Origin of the sequence: Pseudoalteromonas sp. DSM 26666 (assembly GCF_900116475.1) — a bacterium.
In the GTDB taxonomy this organism is placed as follows: Bacteria; Pseudomonadota; Gammaproteobacteria; order Enterobacterales; family Alteromonadaceae; genus Pseudoalteromonas; species Pseudoalteromonas tetraodonis.
In genome coordinates, this window is the sequence record NZ_FPAR01000003.1 from 343,310 (window position 1) to 369,111 (window position 25,802).

The 25,802-nt window shown below is 40.9% G+C and carries 18 protein-coding genes; 11 read left to right on the top strand and 7 right to left on the bottom strand.

Annotated elements, in window-relative coordinates; translation table 11 throughout:
• Positions 1-66: 66 nt before the first annotated feature.
• The 3 genes from BM380_RS07745 to BM380_RS07755 all read right to left on the bottom strand — a co-directional run bounded on the left by BM380_RS07745 (position 67) and on the right by BM380_RS07755 (position 3,085).
• Positions 67-2,256 (bottom strand): fasciclin domain-containing protein, encoded by a 2,190-nt coding sequence (locus BM380_RS07745; protein ID WP_090493843.1) that lies wholly within the window; start codon positions 2,254-2,256, stop codon positions 67-69.
• A gap of 143 nt (positions 2,257-2,399) precedes the next feature.
• A complete protein-coding gene (locus BM380_RS07750) occupies positions 2,400-2,783 on the bottom strand; it encodes a hypothetical protein (protein WP_008111424.1) in 384 nt (127 codons plus the stop codon).
• Positions 2,780-3,085 (bottom strand): hypothetical protein, encoded by a 306-nt coding sequence (locus BM380_RS07755; protein WP_090493845.1) that lies wholly within the window; start codon positions 3,083-3,085, stop codon positions 2,780-2,782. The genes BM380_RS07750 and BM380_RS07755 overlap by 4 nt, the downstream gene beginning before the upstream one ends.
• A 283-nt stretch (positions 3,086-3,368) precedes the next feature.
• Between BM380_RS07755 and BM380_RS07760 the strand changes: the two genes are divergently transcribed.
• Positions 3,369-3,791 (top strand): VOC family protein, encoded by a 423-nt coding sequence (locus BM380_RS07760; RefSeq protein ID WP_024601311.1) that lies wholly within the window; start codon positions 3,369-3,371, stop codon positions 3,789-3,791.
• Positions 3,792-3,815: 24 nt separating this feature from the next.
• Here the strand turns inward: BM380_RS07760 and BM380_RS07765 are convergent, their stop codons facing one another.
• Both BM380_RS07765 and BM380_RS07770 read right to left on the bottom strand, forming a co-directional pair.
• Positions 3,816-5,432: a sensor domain-containing diguanylate cyclase gene (locus BM380_RS07765; protein ID WP_090493848.1), complete on the bottom strand. Its 1,617-nt coding sequence runs from the start codon at positions 5,430-5,432 to the stop codon at positions 3,816-3,818.
• A gap of 110 nt (positions 5,433-5,542) precedes the next feature.
• On the bottom strand, positions 5,543-6,421 hold the full coding sequence (locus tag BM380_RS07770) for an AraC family transcriptional regulator (protein WP_058155197.1): 879 nt from the start codon (positions 6,419-6,421) through the stop codon (positions 5,543-5,545).
• 183 nt (positions 6,422-6,604) lie between these two features.
• Here BM380_RS07770 and BM380_RS07775 point away from each other — a divergent pair, with 183 nt between their 5' ends.
• The 5 genes from BM380_RS07775 to BM380_RS07795 all read left to right on the top strand — a co-directional run bounded on the left by BM380_RS07775 (position 6,605) and on the right by BM380_RS07795 (position 14,065).
• On the top strand, positions 6,605-7,750 hold the full coding sequence (locus tag BM380_RS07775; RefSeq protein ID WP_090493851.1) for an iron-containing alcohol dehydrogenase: 1,146 nt from the start codon (positions 6,605-6,607) through the stop codon (positions 7,748-7,750).
• Between the two features lie 189 nt (positions 7,751-7,939).
• Positions 7,940-8,266, top strand: a complete 327-nt coding sequence (locus BM380_RS07780; RefSeq protein ID WP_069440138.1) for a hypothetical protein — start codon at positions 7,940-7,942, stop codon at positions 8,264-8,266.
• Between the two features lie 173 nt (positions 8,267-8,439).
• A complete protein-coding gene (locus BM380_RS07785; RefSeq protein ID WP_090493852.1) occupies positions 8,440-9,693 on the top strand; it encodes a TolC family protein in 1,254 nt (417 codons plus the stop codon).
• On the top strand, positions 9,690-10,919 hold the full coding sequence (locus tag BM380_RS07790; RefSeq protein ID WP_090493854.1) for an efflux RND transporter periplasmic adaptor subunit: 1,230 nt from the start codon (positions 9,690-9,692) through the stop codon (positions 10,917-10,919). Before BM380_RS07785 ends, BM380_RS07790 begins: the two co-directional genes overlap by 4 nt.
• 8 nt (positions 10,920-10,927) lie before the next feature.
• A complete protein-coding gene (locus BM380_RS07795) occupies positions 10,928-14,065 on the top strand; it encodes an efflux RND transporter permease subunit (protein ID WP_090493856.1) in 3,138 nt (1,045 codons plus the stop codon).
• A gap of 81 nt (positions 14,066-14,146) precedes the next feature.
• On the opposite strand, the gene BM380_RS07800 is transcribed toward BM380_RS07795, so the two are convergent.
• Positions 14,147-15,382, bottom strand: a complete 1,236-nt coding sequence (locus BM380_RS07800) for a TMEM143 family protein (RefSeq protein ID WP_013465759.1) — start codon at positions 15,380-15,382, stop codon at positions 14,147-14,149.
• Positions 15,383-15,570: 188 nt separating this feature from the next.
• Here BM380_RS07800 and BM380_RS07805 point away from each other — a divergent pair, with 188 nt between their 5' ends.
• From BM380_RS07805 to BM380_RS07815, 3 genes are all read left to right on the top strand, one after another.
• Positions 15,571-16,155, top strand: coding sequence for a YqaA family protein (locus tag BM380_RS07805; RefSeq protein WP_090493858.1), 585 nt, complete (start codon positions 15,571-15,573; stop codon positions 16,153-16,155).
• A gap of 71 nt (positions 16,156-16,226) precedes the next feature.
• Positions 16,227-17,126 carry a GGDEF domain-containing protein gene (locus BM380_RS07810; protein WP_090493859.1) on the top strand — a complete coding sequence of 300 codons (900 nt, stop codon included), beginning with the start codon at positions 16,227-16,229 and terminating at the stop codon, positions 17,124-17,126.
• Positions 17,127-17,202: 76 nt separating this feature from the next.
• Positions 17,203-19,806, top strand: a complete 2,604-nt coding sequence (locus BM380_RS07815; protein ID WP_090493861.1) for a DUF2339 domain-containing protein — start codon at positions 17,203-17,205, stop codon at positions 19,804-19,806.
• 49 nt (positions 19,807-19,855) lie between these two features.
• Here the strand turns inward: BM380_RS07815 and BM380_RS07820 are convergent, their stop codons facing one another.
• Positions 19,856-23,296 (bottom strand): hybrid sensor histidine kinase/response regulator, encoded by a 3,441-nt coding sequence (locus tag BM380_RS07820; protein WP_013465755.1) that lies wholly within the window; start codon positions 23,294-23,296, stop codon positions 19,856-19,858.
• A gap of 462 nt (positions 23,297-23,758) precedes the next feature.
• Between BM380_RS07820 and BM380_RS07825 the strand changes: the two genes are divergently transcribed.
• Both BM380_RS07825 and BM380_RS07830 read left to right on the top strand, forming a co-directional pair.
• Complete coding sequence (locus tag BM380_RS07825) at positions 23,759-24,022, top strand: DUF4212 domain-containing protein (RefSeq protein ID WP_008464847.1); 264 nt, start codon at positions 23,759-23,761, stop codon at positions 24,020-24,022.
• Between the two features lie 10 nt (positions 24,023-24,032).
• Entirely contained in the window at positions 24,033-25,757 is a 1,725-nt protein-coding gene (locus BM380_RS07830) for a sodium:solute symporter family protein (protein ID WP_016900488.1), read from the top strand.
• The last annotated feature ends 45 nt before the right edge of the window (positions 25,758-25,802 follow it).

Consider the following 25,802-nt stretch of genomic DNA (forward strand, 5'->3'; position numbering starts at 1 on the left):
ATTTTTATATAAAAAAAGCCAGGAGCAAATAGCATCACTCCTGGCTTATCTCACAGTAAAATTTAGTTATTTGGCCGTTGTGATCACTGTATCAATTAAGTGTACAACGCCATTACTAGTGTAAATATCAGTGGTTGTTACATTGCTGCCAGCTACTTGTAGTGATGTAGCCGGTAAGCTTACTTGCCACCAAATATCGTTCACAGCTTGACCATTATTCTGACCAACTGCCGTATCACCTGAGAATGTATATAAAGGGCGGCCAAGGTAAGCGACTTGCATGCTGTCATCTGAGCGAGCAATCAATGATAAACCCGGAATATTTTCGATAGACGCCGCAGTGCCTAACACGGGTGGCCACGTTGTTGCACAAGCTGCTTCACATACGCTCATTGCCTCACCTAAGTCGTTATCAAATACATACACTGTTTTACCAGGCATTGCATCGGCCATACCCGTTACTAAACGATTATTTGTTGCATCATAAGCTACGCTGTCTGTTGCTGTATTTTCGGTACTGGTAAAATCTACCACGTTTACGCTTAGCATATTATCAGCAAGTGTAGTGACCATTTTACCATTGGCTGCAAATGCATCGGTACTTCCAACTTGAGCGCCTAATACATGTTGAGTCAAAACACCTGTTAGTGCAGCGGTGTCAGCCAATAAGGCATCTAAATCAGCGGAAGGGATTTTACTAAATGCCGCATTTGTTGGTGCAAATACAGTAAATGATTGAGTGGTATCGTTAAACGTATCAACTAACCCTGCTGCTTGCAGTGCAGTTACTAATGTAGATAATGCAGGCGTTTCTGTGGCAACTGTTGCAATAGTTTTAGTTGGTGTGCCGACTTCAGCCGGTGGCATAATCACTTTATTTAATACATGAATAACGCCGTTGCTAGCGGTTACATTTGCCTCTGTGATTGTCGAATCATTGATAAATAGCGAGCTATTTACATAAGAAATAGCAGCCATGTCGCCATTGGCCATTTCTACTTTGTTACTATTGCTATTAGCAATGGCTACAGCGTCATCAGATAAAACAGTGGCGTCAGGGAATACATGGTAAAGCAAGATATCACGAAGTGTATCTGTATCAGCTAACAGCGCATTAATTGTATCCTGACCGAGCGCTGCAAATGCATCATCCGTAGGAGCAAATACACTAAAAGTGTTATCTGGATCAGCAACTAACGTATCTAAGCCTGTTGCCGTTAGCGCAGCAAGAAGTGTAGTAAAGTTACCATTTGCACTGGCTATATCAGCAATTGTTCCTGCGCTTTGCGGTAAGGTTACATCAGAAATAATAACCGAATCGATTACATGGATAACACCGTTAGAAGTCATAATATCTTTAACAATGATGTTTGCACCGCCAAACGACAACATATTTGTATCTGCGTTTATCGCGATTGGAAGTGTATTGCCTAATAGCGTTTCAGCTGATTGGCCGTTTAAAGACATTGCAGTGACTGAATCAACTGACCCAACAAGTACATGCTGCTTTAAAACATCCGCTAAAACGGTTTGGTTTGCCAGCAGTGTATTTAAAAAACCACTACCAATTGCTTCAAATGCAGCGTCGGTTGGAGCGAAAACGGTGAACTCTTTCGACGTATCCGCCAGTGCCGATGTTAAGCCTGCAGCGTCAAGTGCGGCAAGCAAAGTACTAAAGTCGCCTGCTTGTTGAGCTGTTTCAACAATATTGTTGGTTGGCGGTGTTTCTGAAACCGTTTTTGGTGTAAGTACTGCGTCAATAACATGAATAATACCGTTGTCGGTTTTAATGTCGGTCATTGTTACCGTGCTGGTATTAACTAATAAGCTTTCACCATTTAAAGACAGTGCAATACTTTGTCCGTTTACCGTTTCAACGGTTGACCCAGCTAAACCAATTGCTGCTTGCGCATCTACTCTGCCAGAGATCACATGGTAAGTTAAAATTGAGCTTAAAGTATCAGGATCAGCTAATAAATTATTGATAGTTTCTTCACCTAATAACGCAAATGCATCATCAGTAGGAGCAAAAACTGTATAGCTGTTAGTTAAGTCGTCTAGTGTTTCATCTAGACCTGTTGCTTCTAAAGCTGCAACAAGGGTAGTGAATTCTCCAGAGTCCTGTGCGGCATCAAAAACAGAAACGGCTGGTTGTGGATCTACAGTGACAGGGGCGTTGTTATCGTCGTCGCTACTACAACCTTGAATGAGTAACAAGGGAAGTATGATAGCACCGAGCTTAAATACTTTATTCATAATTTTTCCTTTAATTGAATGTTACAGTGTTACAGCTTTGTGAACTGTACGTAGCCAAACTCTGTATTGATCAAAAAAAGGAGCGTTATTTTTGTACGATTTAATAGGTGTAAGATTTAATTGAACTTTTATTCAAGTAAGTCTTAAATTTTAGTTTTTTTACTGCGCGGTGCACCCAGTAAAATAAAAAGGTGGCAAATACACACTGATAAAAATGCACTAATTCCCAAAGCGCCACCAAAGCCATCAAGAATGGGAACCAAATAGGCAAAAAACAATGAAAATATAATTGCTGAACTGGCAAGCGTATAAACACCAAAGCGGTGAGGGGCGCTCATGCCAATAAAGGTGCCGCCAAAAAAAACGATACTATAGAGTTCTGCGTTGAGGCTCAGCTGTGCAAAAATCAGATAGGCAATAATTGAGAGTGCAGCGGAGGCTCTTATAGCATCAAAGCGGTTATGCTTTGCTAAATAAAAGGTAAAAAAAGCACCAGCCAAGGCTAATACTGGGTATGTAATAGTCATATCAGCAATCCTTTAGCTAAAACAAACAGGGCTACACTGGCAAATGCAATACTGCCTAATCGTCCGCCAAATCCTGCAAATACATTAAGTGTCAGTGTATATAAAACAGCGCCAATGGCAGAAATAATAGCGATTTCCCAATAGTTGCTAATTAAGCTGGTGGAACACATACCGGCAAAACTACCTGCATAAATGGAGGCATAAGGGTGGTTTTGATAACGTGCAGGAAACGGAATAAATGAGCCGATAAGGCCTATTAAAGCAGCAGACAAAACAATAGGTAATGCCAATGTGGTATGCATTATAAAGCACGACAAGCAGCCGATAAAAAAGGTGATGAATTTTAAAAGTATGAATTTAGTCATAAGGCGCACATCATAAAGGTTCAGTTTTAGCTTTAATAGTTAAAATCGACGATTTAAGACTAAAAGCGATATATGGCTCCCAAAAGAGCAAATAACCGTGGCTTAAAATTAAATGTACGCAATGAATGACTAAAAATAATGCCGTTAATGTTCTATAAATTACAAATTATGTATAATGCAGCATATTTCATATATTAAAAGTTATAACCTAAGGTAATTTATGTCTAACTGTTTGCATTTGGCTATTCCAGCTGGTGATCTTGAAAAAGCGAAAGCGTTTTATTGTGACGTGCTTGGTTGTAAAACGGGTAATAGTGAAGCTGGGCGATGGGTAGACATTGATTTTTGGGGTAACGAGTTAACGCTTCATCAAAGCACAGAGCGCTTACCAACAGTGCGTCATGATGTTGATATGGGCGCAGTAGCTGTACCGCATTTTGGTATTCACTTATCTGAAGATGAATTTCAGGCGTTAAAAACTCGGATTGCGGCTGCTGGTCTCGAATATTTAGATAAGCCTTACCGCCGTTTTGTAGGTGATGAATTTGAGCAAGAAACGTTTTTTATTGAAGATCCAAATGGTAACGTTTTAGAAATGAAAACTATGGTAAACCCAGAAGTATTATTCAAAAAAGGCGAGTAATGATTATGCGCCTAAACGATTACTTTAGGCGTTTTCTCTTGTGTAGGTTTGCTTAGCCTGCGCTTTTCGTAATGACTTTTTTTGATACATTGCTTCATCACCGGCTTTTAAAACCTCATCTAAATTTTTAGGCGCTTCGCTATAGTTTATTTGCCCTACGCTTGCGTAAATAGCGATGGTGTTGCCTTGGTGTTCTAAGCTAAGCGCATTTAATTTTTGTTCAAGGGTCGCAACTCGCTGGTTAATTTTATCTTTGCTGGTAAATAATGCGATAGCCACAAACTCATCTCCGCCTAAGCGGCCAACTGCGTCTTCACTGCGCATATGCTGACTAATTGACTCTGCCACCGTGCAAAGTACTTTATCGCCAACATCATGGCCGTAGGTATCATTTATTGCTTTAAATCGGTCTAAATCGATATATAAAAAACACAACACGCCACCACGTTGAGCGTGTTTTTTTAATAACTCATTGGCTTTTAAACTCCAGCCTCGGCGGTTATAAATATGACAAAGATGATCGTAATTAGCGTGCTGTTCAGCCTGTTTTTTAGCATAACTGAGTCGTTGAATTCGCCTACCAACTGCAATAGCAAGAAGCAGAGATTCAATTGTAAAAGCAATCACAAACCCATAACGCTGTATAAAAGGACTGTATTCGGTTAGTAACACTCTAAATATCATGCTGATAAATACACAGCTTAAGGCAATAAATACCAAGCTGGCTTCGTTAACGCCTTGTTTAGCTTGCACAGCTGAGAGTATAAAAATGGTCATCACAATCAGTAGTGACAAATAGCCAGTAACGATTGTGGTGATATTAGTAATAGCGGGTAAATCTAAAGCTATTTTTTGTAAGCACAAAGTCAGTACACATAACGCGGTAATTTTTAATGCATAACTTAATTTGCGCCAATACTCAGGTAGCTCTAATAGTGCGCTCATAAACCAAGTAGCACTGACTATAGTTAAACCAATGCTTAATGTATAAAGGTGGCTGATATATGCAGAAAAGTAGCCATTGGTAAATAAATAGGGCTGGCCTTCTTGTAAAAAAATAAAGCTAGCGATACAAAAAAGATAGATGCCATACAGTTTAAAAATAGCGTCTTTAATGCCATAACCTATTATTAAAGCATAAAAAATAAGCGTTGCGCATAATCCATAAAACACCCCAAATATTAAATTGTACAATTGCACCTTTTCAATAAATTGCTGTGAGTCTAGCCAAGTAAACCGGGGGTTATAGCTGGCAGTAGTGGTTAAAGTTAGCTTTGCATTAAAGCTGCCTTGTTCCATTAAAATAGCCATTTGATTTGTTTTTAAAGGGGCTTTTAATTGGTTATTTTGTTGCCACGAAAAACTTTCAAGTGCAGGGCGAGTAAACGTAAAAACACCGCTTTGGTTTAGCGTACATACCAACTCAAATTGGTTAATGCCTTTTTCTAGTTTTATGTCTGCAGCAATACCTTGCGATAAGGGAATGGATACACTGTTTGTGATAGATTTTAAATTGCAGCTATCTTTTGCAATAGCTGTATTGCAGATAAGAAAAATAAAAAATAAAGCACCGCAAAATTTAACACATAAGGAGGTGGTTGTATGTAAGTGCTTCCTTATTGTTACGGTGTTATTGAGCATAGTAGGGTTATAAAAATGGCAGTTACCCTATATTAACAAAGCGTGTTATCTTTGCTAGTAAAAGTTAATAATAAAGTTTGATATAGCGCATGAATGGGTAAATCTTATTTTTATAACTGTATTTCACTCGGAGTTTTATTAAAGTGGCGTTTAAACTCACGGCTAAACTGTGATGCACTGGTGTAACCTACCTTAAAAGCAGCTTCATTTGCTTTGCTTCCCGCTGTGGTAATTAACTCTTTTGCTTTAGCTAAACGTACTTTTTTTAAGTATTGTAAGGGAGATTCAAACGTTACCTGTCTAAATGCACGATGAAAAGAGGATACGCTCATATTTACCTCTTCTGCTAAACCTTCAACAGTAATAGGGTTTGCATAGTCCTGATGCATCGTTGCTAGTGTGCGAGCTATACGCGCATAATGGCCATCATGCATAGCTAGGCCTATTAAAGTATTCCCTTGGGGGCCGCAAAGGACACGATACACTAGCTCTTTTACTATATCTTCGCCGAATACCTCAGCCTCAAGTGGATTATTTAAAACCGTTAGTAACCTACATGTCACCTGCTCCATTGCGCAATCTAGCTTTGCTGATTGTACTGCGCCAATGTGCGCGCTGGAGACAGATAAAGGCTGGTGCTGCATCATCTGATTAACCAGTTTGTGCAACATGACAGGGTTTATATCTATAGCTATGCCCATAACCGGTAAGTCATTATCGGTAAACGCTTCACACTCTAATGGGACCGGTACACCTAGTACCAAGTAATCACCTTCGCCGTATTTTATTTGATGTTCTGGGAAATGAATTATTTTATGGCCTTGACCAACCACGATTATGCCTGAATTATAAATAAGCGGCTGGCGCGGTGAACTTTTGGTAGCGCGATGAAAATACACTCCAGGAATAATTGTTTCCATGGTGCCCTCAAAGCTTAGTAAATTATTGTGCTCGGCGTATTGTTGCAACATTTTGGCTATGATGGGCATAAAAGTATCTGTAATTAAAATATTTTGCGTAAAATAACAGCGCTGGTAGTTTTAGGCAAGCTTTAGGTAGTTATTGGGCTTTTTATATATTAACTTTGCTACTAATATGCATCCATCAAAGCTTTACTTGATATGTGACTAAGTAAAGCATTATGAAATTAACCGTCACCTAGGAGCAAAATAATGAAATTTAGCTACGTAAATCCCACTCTCATCCAATTTGGCCAACAGCAAATTGCCGCACTTAGCGACTTGATCGCAAAAGATCAAAAAGTATTAGTTGTTTATGGCGGCGGCTCAATTAAAAAGAACGGCGTGTATGACCAAGTTGCTACTGCACTTGAAGGTTTTGATTGGGTAGAATTCTCGGGCGTGGGTGCTAACCCAACAATTGAAGTACTTGACCAAGCGGTTAAAATTTGTAAAGAACAAGATATCGACTTTGTATTAGGTGTCGGCGGCGGCTCTGTAATAGACGGCGTTAAATACATTGCGGCTTCTGCAGTATACGACGGCGAAGGTTGGGACATTCCTACTGGTAAGCATACAATTACTAGCGCATTACCAATTGGTGCCGTATTAACGCTACCAGCTACAGGTTCTGAATCTAACCAAAACTCAGTGGTAAGCAAAGAAGCGACTAAGCAAAAATTGCCGTTTGCTTCACCAGAAGTACTGCCTAAATTTGCGATTATGGATCCTGATGTAATGAAAACATTACCACAGCGCCAGCTTGTAAATGGCTTAGTTGATGCGTGGGTGCATACTTGTGAGCAATACCTTACGTTCCCTGAAGGCGCATTGGTACAAGAAGGATACGCAGAGGCACTGTTAAAAACGCTCAAAACACTGGGCGATAACTTTGAAAACCAAGACGATGCATGGCGTGCAAACCTTATGTGGGCAGCTAACCAAGCACTTAATGGCTTAATTGGTTCTGGCGTATCGCAAGATTGGGCAACCCACATGATTGGTCATGAGCTTACTGCTGCCTATGGTGTTGACCATGCGCGTTCGCTTGCTATTGTTCAGCCTTCTTTATTGCGCAATCAATTTGCAGTTAAAAAAGCGAAACTAGAGCAAATGGGTAAAAACGTATTTGGCCTTGAGCAAACAGACGATTTAGCGGAGCAAACAATTCAAGCGATTGAAGCGTTTTACCACAGCCTTGAGGTTGCAACACAGCTAACTGAACATGGTGATGATAAAGCGGCTGCCATTGATAATATTATTGGCAAACTAGAAGCACATGGCATGGTTGCCCTTGGTGAAAACCAAGCGATTACGCTAAAAGAAAGCCGTGAAATTTTAGAACACGCGGTTGCTTAAGCGTTAATTTTAAAAAACCACTGGCTATTAAAGCCGGTGGTTTTTTGTTTTATAGTTAACCTCAGTAAACGCAATTGGCGCCATTAATTGATAAAAAGCCCTTTATTGTCGTTTGCCGCTAATATACTATGTGGCTTCAATTGGTTAGGTTTATTTAAGTCAATTTTAGGCTGAGAAGATAGCTAAATTATGCGCTCAAATCGTTTGTTAATGGTCATGTTACTCGTGCTTGTGCACAGCTTTATAAGTTGTGATGGCGCTGCATACCATTTACAAGAAGACGTTGAGCATGTAAGTAACGTATTATCACAAAACACTATAACCGCTGATAAGGACCAAGGACAAAGCGATAATCAGCCACCGGTTGAGATTCATGCACACCAACATTGTCACTGTGGCTATTACAGCACACTTAGTCACGCTATTATTCCTCAACAAAGTAAACCCTCAGTACTTGTGTATTACCATGGTTTAAATTATCCACCTGATGTACCCCCACCGAATTCATTTAGCTAGTTTTTAATTTAATTTCAATTAATTATTGTGCTTTTAGCTGCCTGCGCGTAAGCGTTTTATGGGCTGTTATAGGCATGTTTAAATTGCTAACTATTTTACACTGTCGCTGTTTTTAGCGTAGGTTGTGAATGGTTTGCAAGTGAACTCTGTTTATTAAAAAACGGACAAGCTATATGAATAAAAAACCAATTATGCTGGTGGTGATGCTGTGCGCGCTACCTGCTTTTAGTGCGTTTGCAAATGTTAAAACGTTAACCCTAAAACAAGCGTTGATAAATACCGAGCAACAAAATCCGCTATTAAAGCGCTATCCTTATCATCAAAAAATACTCAGCGCGCTTAAATCTCAAGCGGCGCTTTCGCCTAATCCTGTCTTAAATGTAGAAGCCGAAAACCTATTAGGAACTAACGATGCGCGTGGTGTGCAAGGGGCTGAAATAACCTTGGCATTTAGCCAGCTTATAGAGCTTGGAGATAAACGCCAAAGCCGTATAAATTACGCAACGGCGAACATTAAAGCCCAAGCAATACAATATCAACATACTCGGTTAGCTTTATTAGCAACCACTGGTGAGCGATATTACGAGGCGCTTAAATTTCAAACCTTACTTACGCTTAACAGTGAACGACAACACGTGGTGAGCCAAGCTCTCAAAGCAATAAAGCAACGGGCTAACGCTGGGGCTGTATCGCAAGCCGATGTAACCCGTATGCGTTATGCGCTAAGCCAAGTTGAGCTTGAGACAGCTAAGCTAAATAGCGAATTTGAGCGAGCGCGTTTATCGCTCAATGAGCTGTGGAATGAGCAACATGACTACACGAATTTCGCAGGGAATATGGCTACCTTAATACCGCTTAAATCTGAGCAAGCGTTACTCAATGCAGTTAACCAAGCGCCTGAGTTTGCCATGTTGCAGCAACAATACTTACAGCAAGCGGCCAACTTAACGCTGCAAAAAGCTAACGGGCAAAGCGACATTAATGTAGGTGCGGGCCTGCGCTACAATCAGCAAAGCGATACTAGTTCGTTACTGTTTTCGTTTTCTATGCCGTTGCAATTGAGTAACTCAAATAGCGGTAATTTTGAAGCGGCTAACAGTCAGTTGGCATTGTTACGTGAGCAGCAAGGACAGTTACGGATTAAATTACGTCAGCAAGTTCGTACCTTGTACGCCTATTACCAAGGCAAAACATTACAGGTGCAGTTGTTATCTGAGCAGGTTATTCCACAAGCCCAAACACTCATTGAGCAAAGTTTAAAAAGCTATCAACGCGGACAAATTTCGGTGTTGCAATTACTCGATGCCCAACAAGCCCTTTTTGATTCTAAACGCGCGCTTATCAATACCTATGCAGCGTTATATCAAACGCACCTTACTCTTGAGCGTTTAACTGGCCAATCTTTAACTGGGACTTTTCAATCATGAACAACACGTTTATCGCACTATTAATATTTCTTTCGTTTACAACGAGCGTTATAAGCACACATGTATTTGCCTCAGCAGAGCATGGGCAAATGCAGCAATCCCAAAAACAAGGTGCCCATGGCGGCTTTTTATTAACCAACGCAAAGCTCACTCTTGAGTTAAAGCTGCGAGAGTTGGCAGGTAAAGTTGAGCTGCGCGTATATGGTTATGAGCAAAATCAGCCAGTAGATATAAACGATTTAAGCATCGAAATGAACTTAAAACGATTAGTAGAAGCGCCGCAAAAAATACAATTTACGCGTGAGAATGAGTACCTTGTTAGCACGCAACCCATAAATGAGCCACATTCGTTTGCGCTTTTCATTACTGCCAATTATAAAGGTGAACACGTTAGTTTTGAGTACACCCAACACGAAGGCCGCACTATGCTTAGTGAGCGAGCGATTAAAGGTGCGGGTATTGAAACGCAGATAGCAAAAAGTGGCGAAGTTGATATTTCTGACACGCTGTTTGGTGTTATTGCACCGACACAGCACGGCACAGTAGAAGTGATGGCGCCATATACCGGATTGATCAGCGATATTTTTGTCAGCATTGGTCAAAAGGTTCAAAAAGGTGAGGTACTGGCCAGTGTCACCAACCGTGAAACATTGCAAAACTACAGTATTAAAAGCCCCATTAGCGGTGTGGTAACCGAGCAATATTTAAAGCGTGGCGAACTGGCAAGTACTCGTGCGTTAATGCAAGTCGTGAACCTTGATAAAGTATGGGTTGAGCTCTCAGCCTTTCCTGAAAACATCGAAAATCTAGCCATTGGTCAAAGCGCCACGGTGTACGATTTACATCATCATTTAAATGCCCAAGGTAAGGTGTTTTTTATAGCGCCTATGATGACCGGCGGGCACATTGCACGTGCCCGTATAGCGCTTAATAACCCAGATGGTCATTGGCGCCCAGGTATGCATGTTAATACTGATGTCAGTATCGATAAGGTTAATGCTCGCGTGCGTGTAAAGCCTGAGGCTATACAAGAGTTTAACGGCATGGCGAGTGTGTTTGTGCGTAAAAATAATGTGTTTGAAGTACGCCCGGTTACTTTAGGCGCAAAAAATAGCGAGTGGGTTGAAGTCATCGCAGGTTTAAGCCCAGGTAGCGAGTACGTCACTGCCAATAGCTATGTGATCAAAGCCGATATTTTAAAAAGCGGCGCAAGTCACGCTCACTAGGAGGTACCATGATTAACTGGATTGTTTCTTTTGCGGTTAAACGCCGCATGATGGTGCTTGCGCTAACATTTTTATTTGCTGGGTTTGGTGTGTATAACATCCAAAACTTAGCGGTAGATGCTGTCCCCGATATTACCAACGTGCAAGTGCAAATTAATACTAAAGCGCCTGGTTTTACACCGCTTGAAGTCGAACAGCGTATCACTTACTTAGTCGAAACGGCGATGGCGGGTATTCCTAAGCTTGATTACACCCGTTCGCTTTCTCGCTATGGGCTTTCTCAAGTAACTGTTATTTTTGATGACGGCACCGATATTTATTGGGCGCGTCAGCAAATTGGTGAACGTATTCAAAGTATTCGCGCCGATTTACCTAATAATATTGAGCCAAACCTTGGACCTATTGCCAGTGGTTTAGGTGAAATATTTACCTATAGCGTGCATGCAAAACCCGATGCGTTAAAAAGTGATGGTACGGCGTATAACGCCGAAGACTTACGTACTTTGCAAGACTGGGTTATTCGTCCGCAGCTTTTAAAAGTAAAAGGCGTAACCGAAATAAACAGCCAAGGTGGCTTTGAGCGCCAGTACCAGGTTGCGCCCATGCCAGAAAAGCTCATTGCTTATAAGCTGACAATCAAGGATGTTATTAGTGCACTTGAGCTTAATAACAGCAACCGTGGCGCTGGTTATATAGAGCGCTTTGACGGCCAATATTTAGTGCGCTCGCCTGGGCAATTAAAAACCTTAGCCGATATAGCAAACACCGTTATCGCCAAGCGTGATGATGCTCCTGTGCGAATTAAAGACGTGGCAAATGTGTATTTAGGAAAAGAGCTCAGAACCGGCGCGGCTACCTATAATGGCGAAGAAACCGTACTTGGCACGGCAATGATGCTAATAGGTGAAAACAGCCGTGTGGTCGCCAAAGCCATGGCTGATAAGTTGATAGAGGTACAAAAAAGCTTACCTGCAGGGGTTATCGTTGAGCCTGTCTATGACCGTACCAACCTGGTTGATAAAACCATTGCCACAGTTCAAAAAAATCTTTTTGAAGGGGCGGTATTAGTTATCGTCATTTTACTTTTATTGCTCGGGAACATCACTGGTGCGCTTATTACCGCCATGGTTATTCCGCTGAGTATGCTATTTGCTATTACTGGTATGGTGGGCAATCGAGTCTCGGGTAACTTAATGAGCTTAGGCGCAATCGATTTTGGATTAATTGTAGATGGTGCGGTGATTGTGGTTGAAAACTGCCTTCGTCAATTAGGGATGGCTCAACATAAACATGGGCGCTTACTTACACTCAGTGAGCGTTTAAAGGTTGTCACTTCAGCCACCAAAGAAGTGTTTAGCCCCGCCGTATTTGGTATTTTAATTATTATGTTGGTGTATTTACCGCTATTTGCGCTCAGTGGTGTTGAGGGCAAAATGTTTCAGCCTATGGCGTTTACTGTTGTTGCTGCGTTAATAGGTGCACTTATTTTTGCTGTTACCTTTGTGCCGGCGGCAATTGCCGTATTTGTGCGTGGTAAAGTAGATGAAAGCGAAAATGCAGTAATGCGTGGTGTTAAAAAAATCTACAAGCCACTGCTTAACTTATCGCTTAAATTACCGTGGCTGATGGTGAGTATTGCCACTGTTTTGGTATTAGTACTTGGCTTTAAAGTTAAAAATATGGGCGCCGAATTTTTACCCCAGCTAGATGAAGGCGACATTGCAATGCATGCGCTGCGTATTACCGGCACCGGTATTGAACAATCGGTGCAAATGCAAAAGCAGTTGGAGCAGGCTTTATTAGCGCAACCCGAAATTGCGAACGTATTTTCGAAGATTGGTACTGCGGATGTAGCCAGCGATCCTATGCCGCCAAATGTTGCCGACACCTTTTTAATGTTAAAGCCGTCCGAGCAATGGCCAGATCCATCATTAAGTAAAGACGCGTTAGTGCAGCAAATTCGTCATCGCGTGAATGAGGTACCGGGTAATAACTATGAATTTACCCAGCCTATAGAAATGCGCTTTAACGAGTTAATTGCTGGTGTGCGTGCCGATGTAGCGCTGCGTATTTACGGTGACGATTTAGCCATACTTAAGCAGTTTGGCGAAAAAGCCACTGGTTTAATGCGAAATATTACCGGTGCTACTGATGTTCGTTTAGAACAAATACAGGGGCTGCCTACACTTTCTGTTACTCCAATGCGAGACCACATGGCGTTATTAGGATTAACTGTAAACGACATTCAACAAACGCTTGCCGCTGCCGTTGGTGGAGTGCAAACAGGGCTCATTTATGAGGGCGATAAGCGCTTTTCGTTACTAGTACGCTTAGATAAGCGTTGGTCTGATGATATCTCTGTGCTTGCGCGTTTACCTATTGCGTTACCTAAAAGTAGTAACCCTGAGCTTGCATTTGTACCGCTTGGAGAAGTGGCTACAATCAGTATTGAAAAAGGCCCTAATCAAATAAATCGCGAAAGCGGCAAGCGCAATGTTGTAATAACAGCTAATGTAACAGGACGCGATTTAGCCAGCTTTGTAAGCGATGCTCAAGCGACTATGAACGCACAACTTAACCTACCCAGTGGTTATTGGCTTGAATACGGCGGTACGTTTGAGCAATTACAATCGGCGAGTAAGCGTTTGTCGTTGGTTGTGCCTGTGACTTTATTGCTTATTTTTGGCTTACTTTATAGTGCTTTTGGATCGCTGCGTGATTCACTCATTATATTCAGCGGTGTACCTCTGGCACTGACCGGTGGGGTATTGGCGTTATTGCTACGAGATATGCCGCTTTCTATTTCAGCGGGTGTGGGGTTTATTGCCCTAAGTGGTGTTGCGGTATTAAACGGTGTAGTGATGTTGTCGTTTATTAAGCAGTTACGAAACGAAGGGTTAAGTTTATACCATGCAATACACAGCGGCGCATTACAGCGATTACGCCCCGTACTGATGACCGCGCTTGTGGCAAGTTTAGGCTTTATACCGATGGCGCTCAATACCGGTACCGGCTCTGAGGTGCAAAGGCCATTAGCAACCGTGGTTGTAGGCGGTATTATGTCATCTACCTTACTAACGCTATTAATTTTGCCAGCACTTTATAAGTTAGTGCATACAAAATTTAAAAAGCCGCAAACAGCTTAACTAATTACCAATTAGGTAATAACGTAAAAAGCAGCTGAAGTGTCAGCTGCTTTTTCGTTGTTATTAAGTAAAGCGTGCAGTTTAATTATATTGAAACAGGTTATCCCAGCGTTCATCTAATATGGCTTTTGCGTGCTCTAGATTTATCGCGTTATATAGGGTGTTTGTGCAGGTTACTAAATGCATACGTTCAAGTTTTTCAAGCGCATCACTAATTTCAAAATCTAGCTCGCATTGATACTTAGTTTTAAACCACGTCTCTATTTGCTCATCAAGCGCGTGTGCGCTTAAGCCATTTTTAGATTTTAGTAAAAACGTATACGCAAGCAGGGCTTCTTTAATGTCTTCTTCTTCGGCAGCGTCTATCAGAGTGTGGAATACACCGGCGTTGTTATCTAGGTTTTTAAAGTAGAGATTATCGCTCAACGCTTTCATAAATTTAATTTTGCGGTTTTTAAATTTACTCCACTCTTTAAAAACAAAACTACCAAATACCCCAATACCAATCGCTAACGTAATAAAGTGCTGCTGAGTCATGGTAACGGCTTCATCTCTAAACCCTCCCCAAAATGCAAACAAAGCAAACAATAAAAGTAATGAGGCGCCCAGTTTGGTAACTAACACCACCGCACCGCCAATAAGTGCAGATGAGCCAATAATAATTTTATCAATCGGGCGCATCCGCACTTCGCTATTCGGAAACAGCATTTCTAAGTCAGCTTTTGGCACATTTTGAAATAGTTTTACTATGGTAGAACTTGGCTCAAACCCCATAGGTAGTTTATTTTTTGATTCAAAATAGGCTTTATCTTTAAAGCGAATAAATACCGCTACGCGGTCGTAGTTGGTAAAATGCAGTGGCTTTTTACGTAAGCCCCAAAAGCTGGTTATGGTTTCGGTGAGTTGCGATTCGCCTCTGCGATAAAAGACCACTTCTTCAAAGTCGTCAAACTCTACCTCTAGGCGTACCTTAAAAAGCGATTCTTCGTTGAGTGCATCTTGGAGGTCTTCATTGGTGATCACTTCAAAATTAGCCGCATTTAATACGTTAGCAAAATCTTTAGCAAAATCGCGTTGGCACTGGGCTTTTTGCTCCTTCGAGACAGGAGCTAACGAGCGGGTGTCGCTATTAGGATCGAACGGTGCGTAATTGTTTTTTAGTGACTCAAGGGTTGAGTGGTAATTATAATGAATCAGGCTGGCGAGCACGTCGCAAAACTGTTTAAAAGAGGTTTGTTGTGCACTATCGGCAAGCTCTTGGCTGCACATGCCTATGATATCTTGCTTTCTAAAAGGAATAAAACGCGCAGTTTGCATAATTAATAATTGTCAGAAAAGTATAATGGCATTGAGCAATAATAAAGTACTCTGGGAAGTATTACTATTTTGCCAATGTTAAATCTATAAATAATAAGGCGTTATATTTTCAGGTTAGATTAACCTAACTGTGCGATGATGCCAGTACCCGCTAAAAATATTAATCTCAGTAGTTAAAAGGATGTTTAATGGCTATACAAAAAAAGCTAAAGCAAAAAACGCGTCAGTTTATTGAGTCTAAAAATATGCTCAGCGGTATTACGTTTGCCTCATTTTTAGAATCCACCATAGTTCCCATTCCACTTGAAGCAGTACTGGTGCCATTAATGCAGGCAAGGCGTGAAAAACTGTGGCAAATTGCCCTTATGGCCACAATCGGCTGTGTTATTGGGGCGTTGTTTGGTTATGCGTTGGGTTATTATTTATTTGATGTGATTGGCGATTGGGTTATCAACACATTCTCAAGCCCTGAGCAGTTTGAAAACGTTAAGCAAAAAATGCAGGCACAAGGTTTTTGGTTTGTATTAAGCTTAGGTATTGTGCCTATTCCGTTTCAAATTGCGATGTTGGCCGCTGGTGCAACTAAGTATTCGCTGGCAATGTTTTTAGTGGCATCTGCGATTGCGCGCTCTATACGCTATTTTGGATTAGCGTTAGTGGTATATTATGCAGGCAATCAAGCTGAGCGACTTATCAGTAAACATAAAACTAAAACCATGATTGGGTTAACTATTTTAGTTGCTATTGGCTGGGTTGTTAGCACACTAATATAAATCAATCCGTTTTATAATTTGTGGTATAGTTTTTAATAGTAATTATAAAAATAATGTAAATATCGCCTATGATGAACCCGGAAAAAGTGAGTTTAAAGTTAAGCCATTTTGTTAAAATTACCAGATTAAATAAGCTGTTAATTTTGATGACGCTGGCGTTTATTATCGCTTTCTCAATTTTTTCGTTGATGTACTTTCCCCGATTAGACATAACCCAAAACCTCTATGGCTTTACCACTGACTTTATTAATTTAGTGGTGATTTTTGCTATTTTTTTTGTAGTGCAATGTTCACGGTTAGCTAAAAAAGCGTATTTATATGTCAGTATCGGTTTAATGCTATGGATTGTAGGTTCTACTGCCGATGTACTTGATGAAGTGATACGTCAGCCTTTTTGGATAAGTAATTACATAGAAGACTTATGCCGCACATTAGGTATGCTAATTACCGCTTATGGTTTATTTAAAACCATGCACTTTATGCAGCGAATGCACAACCGGTTAGCGCAAGAGTTTATTATGGATGATTTAACGAAAGTGTATAACCGTCGCTGCTTTTATCAGCATGTGAAGGGGGTTGTTAATAATCCTTACACTGTTTTAATTATAGATCTCGACCACTTTAAACGTATTAATGACGATTATGGCCACGATGTGGGCGATAAGGTGCTTAAACAGTTTGCTGATAAAGTGAACCGTCTTTTTAAAGATGAAAATATTTTTGCTCGTATAGGTGGTGAGGAGTTTGCCGCTTACCTGCCTAGTTATGAGCTTGATGAAGTACTTAACTTTTCGCAGACTATTCTAGAGACGGCTCGTACTATTACAGTACAAAATCAGCGTTCTTTAACGGTCAGTATCGGTATTGCACATCGTACAAGCGACCAGACCTTTGATAATGTAATGAAACGTGCTGATCAAGCATTATACCGCGCTAAAAAAGCAGGCCGTGATCGCCTTGAGGTTGCTTAAACATCATAATTTTATGGTATAAGCTTTGTTTGTAATTTTTTTGGGTACTTGTTTTGTAAAATAAAAAAGGGACTGTATGGATGAGTTAATCGGATTAGCAATCATTATATCTATTGCGATTGTTGCAGGAGGCGTATGTGGTTTAGTTGCCTTAGTGCAATTAAACGGCTTAAAACAAGAGATTGCAGTATTAAAATTCAAGCTATCACAGTATGAGTTAAACCCAAATACAGTCCCTAGCGAATCCCCTGTAAACACACAACCAGATAACGCAAAATCTTTAAACCGCTCAGACATTCCTGCCTCTGTTTATAAACCAGCAAGCATTAAACATACGCCACTACCTAAAGTAGCAATTAAAAAGCCATCGAGTATTGAACTGCTTTTTAAACAATTACGTGCAGGCTTTGAACTAAACTGGATGACCTGGATTGGTGCTATTGCTTTGGCTTTAGGTGGCGTGTTTTTAGCCAAATACAGTTTAGAGGCGGGGCTACTTTCACCTGCAATGAGGCTCAGTGCCGGTGGATTATTTGGCATTGGCTTAATCGCAGCAGCGTATTATTTACATTATAAACGTATTGTTTTTGAAGGCTTTAATAATTACATTCCTGCAGCCCTTGCCAGTGGCGGCTTTATGACTTGCTTTGCCTTAATGTTTTTGGCCTATAACAGCTTTACCATGCTCAGTGCTGAGTGGGCATTTATTGGCTTAGCAGTGATTGCTCTTTGCGCCAGTGCAATGGCGATTAAGTTAGGTCCTTTACTTGCTGTAATTGGCATTATAGGCGCATACAGTGTTCCTATTTGGGTAAATACGGGCAGTGGTCAGTTATTTTCTTTACTTATTTATGTTGCACTTGTGAGTGTTGCCGCAGCGGTTGTGGCACATAAAGTACAGCGAGTGTGGTTGTGGTATTTACTATGGGTAGGGCATATAGGCTGGTACTTGGTTGGACTCACTCTATTTAACTACGACACAGTGTGGTTAATAGGCGCTTATGCGTTACTAAGTATTTTAGGCTTAATCGCTATTGCACGTTTAGGTTTGGGCTTTAATACCCTTGAAGTGCGCCCGCACAGCTTCAAACGATTAGTTAACTTATTTCCAGATCACGGATTATTACTGGCCTTTATGGCGCCTTTAATGATTGCCATGCTATTGAGTTTGTTTAATTTACAATGGCAAATCGTGGCGTTGTTAAGCATCGCTTTGTTACTATTTTTAGTGTTAAAAAATAGCCGTTGGGATGCATGGCAAGGGGTTTCTTTAGTGATTGCGCTGTTACTAGTGATCAGTGCTAAACAAACTTATGCCTTTGATGATGCGTTATTTATTTTTAAAAACGAATATGGGCTAGGCTTATTACTTGCTCTGGGGTTAAGTGGCTATGGACTCTATTTTGGTAATAAATACTCAAAACGATTAGCTTTTCATTTGCTTGCTTCATTAAGTGTGTTTGCATTAGTTGGCACTTTGTATGCGATGATCCCAAATACGGCTTTAGCAACCGCTTATCCACTTTGGGCGGTATTGTTATGTTTAATGAGTGCGGTGTTAATTAAATTTACGCAAAATAATACAACCTTATGGCAGCGTTTTAGTTATTGGGTGGGAGCAAACGCCAATATCACTTTAGCAATTACTATGCTACTGAGCGATAGCGGCCTTACCATTGCACTGGCTGTTCAAGTATTACTGCTGAGCTTATTAATAAAAAAATACAGTGTGGCTATGCCACACTGGCCAATAAAAGCCCTTGTGGCGGCATTACTTTTACGCCTTACCTTATCGCCGTGGACGCCTAGTTATGATTCTCTAACTATCTTTGGTTTGCATTGGAGCTTAGTTGTTTACCCGCTGTGTATTGGGTTATTTTTTGCAGCGGCTAAATGTTTTAATACTTCAAAACTAAAAATATGGTTAGAGGGGGCAGCACTGCATTGTTTAGCGTTATTTGTGACAACCGAAACCAGTTATCAACTAGTAGGGCACTACCCTCAGTTGTTTTCTTTAAGTTTTTATGAGCAAGTTTTGCTCAGCTGTAACTTGCTTGCTTTAGGCTGCGTTTATTTATATCGCGCGCAAAGTGCAGGGCAGCTGGGTAAGTTATACCGCACTGCAGGTTTGATTTTATCAGCGTTAGCTGGCTTATTATTAATCAATACAACGTTGGATGATAATCCGTTATTAATGCGTCTTTATGTTGGTGAAACGCCAATATTTAACTGGGTGCTTTTAATCTGGTTCGTCCCGAGCCTGCTGGCGTTATGGTTAGCGAGTTTAGTTAAATCGTTAAATGCTAAATTGAGTCAAATTACACTCGGTGTGTCTGGTTTATTAGCGGTATTAGCTATCAACACCTTGATCCGCCAATATTGGCAAGGCGGCTTTATTTACCTTGATAAGGCAACCAGTGACGCCGAGCTATATAGCTATTCGGTTATTTGGTTATTACTTGGCGCATTGGTGGTGATCGCCGGACATTTAAAACAGCTGCGGTTATTACAAAATGTCGGTTTGGGGATTCTTGGTGCGGTAATCGTTAAAGTATTTTTAATTGATATGGCTAATTTAACTGGGCTTTTAAAGGCATTATCGTTTATTGGCTTAGGGCTTTCGTTAGTCGGGCTTAGTTGGTTGTTCCAAAAACTAAGAAAGCGTAATTATAGCAATTAAGCATAGCTTTAAGCCCAGTATTTTACTGGGCTTAAGCGTTTATTGGTGGTTAAGTACTATGATTAAGCAGGGCCTTAAGTTTACCTGGTTTTACTGGTTTACTTAGGTAATGAATATTTTCAGCTTTGGTTGTTTGTTTTAGCTCGGTGTCACGCACCGCGGTAATTAAAATTGCCGGAATGTCGCTTTGCCAAGTCTCTCGCAGTGTTTTAATTAAAGTAATGCCATCCCAATCATTACCTAATTGATAATCCATTAAAATAACATCGGGCGCTGCATGCGCTTTAGCATACGCTAACACAGCATCAACTTTGTCGAATAAGGTGTAATTTGCCCGCCATTTTTTCAATAAGCTGGCCATCGCGGCTAAGTTTTCAGGATCGTCGTCAACGGCAATAATATTAATCGCAGCGCGGTTGTCTACGATATTTTGATTTGTTTGTTTTTGTTGCACTAATTGCGCATCACCATAAGGCACTTCTATACTAAATCGACTGCCTTTATTAGGTAAAGAAACCACATCAATCGGCAGGCTCAGTAAATCAGCCATACGTTTAACTACCCCTAGACCAAGGCCTACGCCTTTATTGTCGCCCGCTTCAATTCGGTAAAAGTCGTTAAATATTTTTGCCTGTTCAATATCGCTAATGCCTGGGCCTGTATCCCATACCTCTATGCGTAAACTGTGTTTACGATTTCTGCAGGCAATTAGCACTCGGCCATTTTCGGTGTATTTAATCGCATTAGACAGCAAGTTTTGTAGTATTCGGCGCAAGTAGGTAATGTCACTATGCACTATTTGCTTATTTGAGCGCACTGTAAATGACAGTCCTTTATCGCTTGATAAAATGGCATATTCACTTTTGAGAGGGTCTAAAATATCGTCAATACAAAAGTGACGTGGGCTTGGGGTCATTGCGCCTTGTTCTAATTTTGCAATTTCGAGTAAGGCCGACATTAAATGCACAGTTGAATCTAAACTGTCGCCAAGCTTATTAAAATTATTTTTATTCGTGGTGTCTAGTTGTGTTTCATCAATCGCGGCAAGGTATAAACGTGCAGCATTTAATGGCTGTAAAATATCGTGACTGGCCAATGCTAAAAAGCGAGTTTTACTATCATTAGCTTGTTCTGCCTCACGCTTAGCTAAAGTAAGTGCTTGCTCTGTTTGTACGCGGCTATCTATTTGTGCTTGTAGATTACTATTAATCGTTTGTACTTCTTGGGTGCGCGCTTCAATACGGTTTTCTAAGTCCATATTAATTTCTTCTAGCGCATTTTGAGTACTAATGTGAGTAGTAATATCAGAAAAACTGGTTACAAATCCGCCATCAGGAAGTGGGTTTCCGATCATTTCATACACTTGGCCGTTTCGACGATGGCGAATAAAGTGATGTGAACTACCATTTTTTAAATGCTGAACTCGCTTATCAACATGACGGTCAATTTCACCTGGGCCACATTCACCGCGCTCTGCGTTATACCGGATTATTTCCTCAATAGGTTGGCCAACTTGTAAAAAGCCCTCGGGGTAGTTAAACATTTCACTGTAGCGCTTATTCCAAGCCACGAGGTTTAGGTCTTTATCAACAACGGATAGGCCATGGCTTAAGTTCTCTAACGAGGTAAATAATAAGTTTTGATTAAACTGCAGTGCTTGTGTGGTTTCATCAAAAAAGTTTACCACCTCTTCAAACGCCATGCGTTTGCCCGATGATACGGTATGAATAAGTGCTTGCGCTGATGAGGCACCTAATACCCCAGTAAGCGCACGTTCGCAGTAAGCAATAAAGTCAGCGCGAGGGTGAGCATTGTTGTCGTTTAAGTCGTGATGAAGCGCATAGTGTGATAATACTTGCTGGCTACGTTGAATGCCTAAAAAGGTCTGTAGCAGTATTTTGAAGTCGTATACCGTGGCTTTTACATTTTTATTTAAGCGACGCGATAAAATAGCCTGATCTTTAGGATTAACAAAAGCAGCCGCTTGAATTTTGTCGATTAAGCGCTCTTCAGCCCCTAGCGAAAAACTAATGTAACAGCCAATATTAGCAAACAAAGCGATAAGTGTACCGCGCGTTATTAGGGTTTGTTGTAACTCACTGTCTAGTGGGTTGGGGGCATCTAAAATAGGCAACATTAAAAACAGCACCCAACATATCACGCCGGCGAGTAGTCCAGCATAAACCCCATAGGCATGGCCTTTTCGCCAATATAAACCACCCACAATGGCAGGCAATAGTTGCGATACCAATGAAAAAGCAACCAATCCCATACTAGCCAGTGCACTGCCATTTCCAAACCATTGCTGATAGAAGTAAGCTAAAATAAGTACTCCGGCAATGGTAAATCGACGCACTAGTAAAATACGTGATTTATAGCTGCTGGTAATTAAGTTACGTTTAAATTTACGACGTAACATTAACGGCAGTACCACATCATTTGAGATCATGGTACTTAACGTTAATGTGGCTACAACAATCATGGCTGTAGCTGCTGAAAGCCCCCCAATAAACACAAACGTAGTCAAAAAAGCATTATTGTGCAGCATAGGTAAGGCAAGTACAAAGCTGTCTGGTGATAAGCTGCGACCTATTTCTGGGTGAATCGCAGCGGTGGCAATAGGTAAAATCATTGCTGCTGTTAGCAATAAATACAGCGGGAAGGCCCAACGCGCAGTGAATAAATGGCGCTTATCTTGGTTATCGACCACGGTTACATGAAATTGGCGTGGCAAACAAATAATAGCCGCTGCTGCCATAAGTGACTGGCCGATAAAATTAAAACTAAAAAAGTCAAAGTGTGTCCAGTGCATCCAAATAGACTCGGCAACTTGACTGCTACTTTGGGTAGGTAAATTAAATAAGCTGTATATCGCAAGCCCTGCAACTGCGGCTAAGGCAAACAGTTTAACTAGAGATTCAAACGCCACAGCGAGCATTAAACCTGAACGGTATTCGGTTACATCAACTTTGCGCGTACCAAAAAATATAGCAAATAGCGCCATCATTAACGTGGCCGATAGCGCTAAAATATCCCCTGATATCTGATTGCTGTTTTGTAGGAGTAAAAAGCTAGAGCTGAGTGCTTTTAATTGCAATGCAATGTACGGAATGGTGGCCAATAAGGCGATTATTGTCACCATAATGGCGGTGGTTTGACGCTTACCATAGCGGGCTGAAATAAAGTCGGCAATAGTGGTGATATTTTGTTTTTTACTCACCAGTACCAGTTTACGTAAAAAGCCTTGACCGAAAAAAAACAATAAAGCGGGGCCTAACAATATAGGTAAAAAACTCCAGCTGCTGGTCGCTGCTGTGCCTACTGAGCCGTAGTAAGTCCATGAAGTGCAATAAATACCTAGTGCAAATGAATACACAAACGGGTGATGACTAATACGCTTGGCAAGTGGCGTGGTTTTATCGCCCCAATTAGCCAGCCAAAACAGCACGCCTATGTAGCCAAAGGCAACAATGAGTAGTACAGCCGTCATGTTTATTTAACCTTGTAGAATATTTTTATAATTTGCCATAACTATACCCAAACTATTTCAAGATGCGAGCGTCAGTTGGCGTTTGAGGTAGTTTGGTTTTTTACAATACTTGGTTGCGGGTTAAATAGGGGGGTATACATTTTATTTATATTATCTATAAATAAAATAAAGAATTGATTTTTAATGATTTATTCTAAATTGGTTATTTAGTTAGACTAATGTCTTATTCCCACGCTTTACTCAAAAATTGGCGTAAACACCTCGCAAATAAATTAATTAACTTACTGAAATTAAAGTAGTTCACTTGTTGTTTACTAATTAAGCGCCTACAGTTTACGAAAACGTTAACATGTTGTTACGACTATTGTCGCAATTCAATATTTGAGTAGCGTTGCTAAATTGATTAACGAATATAAAAAACCACCCATCGTAATCTTGCGATGTTTAAAGGGGAAAATAAAAATGGCTTTTAAAAATGAAGAACAAGCAAAAGCTTATTGGGCAGAAAACATTTCATTACTGTTTAAGTTATTAGCGGTATGGTTTGTGGTCTCTTTTGGCTTTGGCATATTACTTGTAGATGTACTAAATGAAGTACGTTTTTTTGGGTTTAAACTTGGCTTCTGGTTCGCCCAGCAAGGCGCGATTTATACCTTTGTAGCTTTGATTTTTGTGTACGTTTTCAAAATGAATACGTTAGATAAAAAATATGGCGTAGACGAATAGGAGCTAAGCAATGGATGTTCAAATACTCACTTTTATAATCGTCGGTTTAAGCTTTGCGCTTTATATCGGCATTGCAATCTGGGCTCGTGCAGGGTCAACAAATGAATTCTATGTTGCCGGTGGTGGTGTACCTCCACTAGCCAATGGTATGGCAACTGCTGCGGATTGGATGAGTGCTGCGTCATTTATTTCAATGGCTGGTATTATTTCGTTTGCTGGCTATGACGGTAGTGTTTACTTAATGGGGTGGACGGGTGGTTATGTACTACTGGCCATGTGTTTAGCGCCTTACTTACGTAAATTCGGTAAGTTTACTGTGCCAGACTTTATCGGGGATCGTTACTACTCACGTACTGCGCGTTTAGTGGCTATTTTATGTGCCATCTTTATTTGTTTTACTTACATTGCGGGTCAAATGCGTGGTGTGGGTGTGGTGTTCTCGCGTTTCTTAGAAGTTGAAATTGAAACCGGCGTTTACATCGGCATGATAATTGTTTTCTTTTATGCTGTACTTGGTGGCATGAAAGGCATTACTTACACGCAAGTTGCGCAGTACTGTGTACTGGTATTTGCTTATTTAGTACCGGCTATTTTCATCTCGATGATGGCAACCGGTCACTTTTTCCCACAAACAGGGTTTGGTGCCACGCTAAGTGATGGTTCAGGCATGTATGTATTGGATAAATTAGATGGTTTAAGTACTGAGTTGGGCTTTGGGCAATACACTGAAGGCTCGAAGAGCATGATTGATGTATTTGCAATCACAGGTGCTCTTATGGTGGGTACTGCTGGTTTACCACATGTAATTGTTCGCTTTTTCACTGTACCTCGCGTAAAGGACACACGTATTTCAGCGGCGTGGACACTGGTGTTCATTGCTATTGTTTACACAACAGCACCTGCAGTAGCTTCGTTTGCCCGTGTAAACATGATTGACACCATTAATGGTAAAGACGGTAGCGGCACAGCGTATGCAGATGCGCCTGCATGGATCAAAAACTGGGAACGTACGGGCCTAATTACCTTTAATGATAAAAATGGTGACGGCAAAATGTTTTACACATCAGGTAAAATCACTGACCCTAATAGCGCGAACGAAGTAAACGTTGACCGCGATATTATGGTACTAGCGAACCCTGAAATTGCCGACTTACCAGCATGGGTTATTGCACTCGTTGCTGCTGGTGGTATTGCCGCGGCACTATCGACTACAGCGGGCTTACTATTGGTTATTTCAACCTCAGTATCGCACGATTTGCTAAAACGGACACTCAAACCGGATATAACCGACAAGCAAGAATTACTTGCAGCGAGGTTAGCAGCGATGATTGCTATTGTAATATCCGCCTACTTTGGGATTAACCCGCCAGGATTTGTGGCCTCGGTTGTTGCCTTTGCCTTCGGCTTAGCAGCAGCGAGCTTCTTCCCTGCAATTATTATGGGTATTTTCTCTAAATCAATGAACAAATTTGGTGCGATTGCAGGCATGGTAACAGGTATTACCTTTACTGCGGCTTACATCATCTACTTTAAGTTTGTGAGCCCTGAGCTTAATAGCCCAGAAAATTGGTTCCTAGGTATTTCACCTGAAGGGATTGGTCTAATCGGTATGATGATCAACTTTGCAGTAGCAGCAGTTGTAATGAAAATGACTAAACCAACACCAATTGAAATCCAAGAAATGGTGGAAGGCATTCGTAATCCTAAAGGGTCTAGTGAAGCACATGCTCACTAATCCATATAGCTAATGATATAACGCATCAAAGCCCGACTTAAGTCG

Excerpts from the sequence above, each read along its gene's own strand:
- BM380_RS07780 (WP_069440138.1), top strand. The coding sequence starts at position 7,940 with ATGCGCTCAAATCGTTTGTTAATGGTCATGTTACTCGTGCTTGTGCAC.
- BM380_RS07785 (WP_090493852.1), top strand. The coding sequence starts at position 8,440 with ATGAATAAAAAACCAATTATGCTGGTGGTGATGCTGTGCGCGCTACCT.
- BM380_RS07775 (WP_090493851.1), top strand. The coding sequence starts at position 6,605 with ATGAAATTTAGCTACGTAAATCCCACTCTCATCCAATTTGGCCAACAG.
- BM380_RS07760 (WP_024601311.1), top strand. The coding sequence starts at position 3,369 with ATGTCTAACTGTTTGCATTTGGCTATTCCAGCTGGTGATCTTGAAAAA.
- BM380_RS07790 (WP_090493854.1), top strand. The coding sequence starts at position 9,690 with ATGAACAACACGTTTATCGCACTATTAATATTTCTTTCGTTTACAACG.
- BM380_RS07800 (WP_013465759.1), bottom strand. The coding sequence starts at position 15,382 with ATGCAAACTGCGCGTTTTATTCCTTTTAGAAAGCAAGATATCATAGGC.
- BM380_RS07765 (WP_090493848.1), bottom strand. The coding sequence starts at position 5,432 with ATGCTCAATAACACCGTAACAATAAGGAAGCACTTACATACAACCACC.
- BM380_RS07815 (WP_090493861.1), top strand. The coding sequence starts at position 17,203 with ATGGATGAGTTAATCGGATTAGCAATCATTATATCTATTGCGATTGTT.
- BM380_RS07755 (WP_090493845.1), bottom strand. The coding sequence starts at position 3,085 with ATGCATACCACATTGGCATTACCTATTGTTTTGTCTGCTGCTTTAATA.
- BM380_RS07770 (WP_058155197.1), bottom strand. The coding sequence starts at position 6,421 with ATGCCCATCATAGCCAAAATGTTGCAACAATACGCCGAGCACAATAAT.
- BM380_RS07805 (WP_090493858.1), top strand. The coding sequence starts at position 15,571 with ATGGCTATACAAAAAAAGCTAAAGCAAAAAACGCGTCAGTTTATTGAG.
- BM380_RS07745 (WP_090493843.1), bottom strand. The coding sequence starts at position 2,256 with ATGAATAAAGTATTTAAGCTCGGTGCTATCATACTTCCCTTGTTACTC.
- BM380_RS07750 (WP_008111424.1), bottom strand. The coding sequence starts at position 2,783 with ATGACTATTACATACCCAGTATTAGCCTTGGCTGGTGCTTTTTTTACC.
- BM380_RS07810 (WP_090493859.1), top strand. The coding sequence starts at position 16,227 with ATGAACCCGGAAAAAGTGAGTTTAAAGTTAAGCCATTTTGTTAAAATT.
- BM380_RS07825 (WP_008464847.1), top strand. The coding sequence starts at position 23,759 with ATGGCTTTTAAAAATGAAGAACAAGCAAAAGCTTATTGGGCAGAAAAC.
- BM380_RS07795 (WP_090493856.1), top strand. The coding sequence starts at position 10,928 with ATGATTAACTGGATTGTTTCTTTTGCGGTTAAACGCCGCATGATGGTG.
- BM380_RS07820 (WP_013465755.1), bottom strand. The coding sequence starts at position 23,296 with ATGACGGCTGTACTACTCATTGTTGCCTTTGGCTACATAGGCGTGCTG.
- BM380_RS07830 (WP_016900488.1), top strand. The coding sequence starts at position 24,033 with ATGGATGTTCAAATACTCACTTTTATAATCGTCGGTTTAAGCTTTGCG.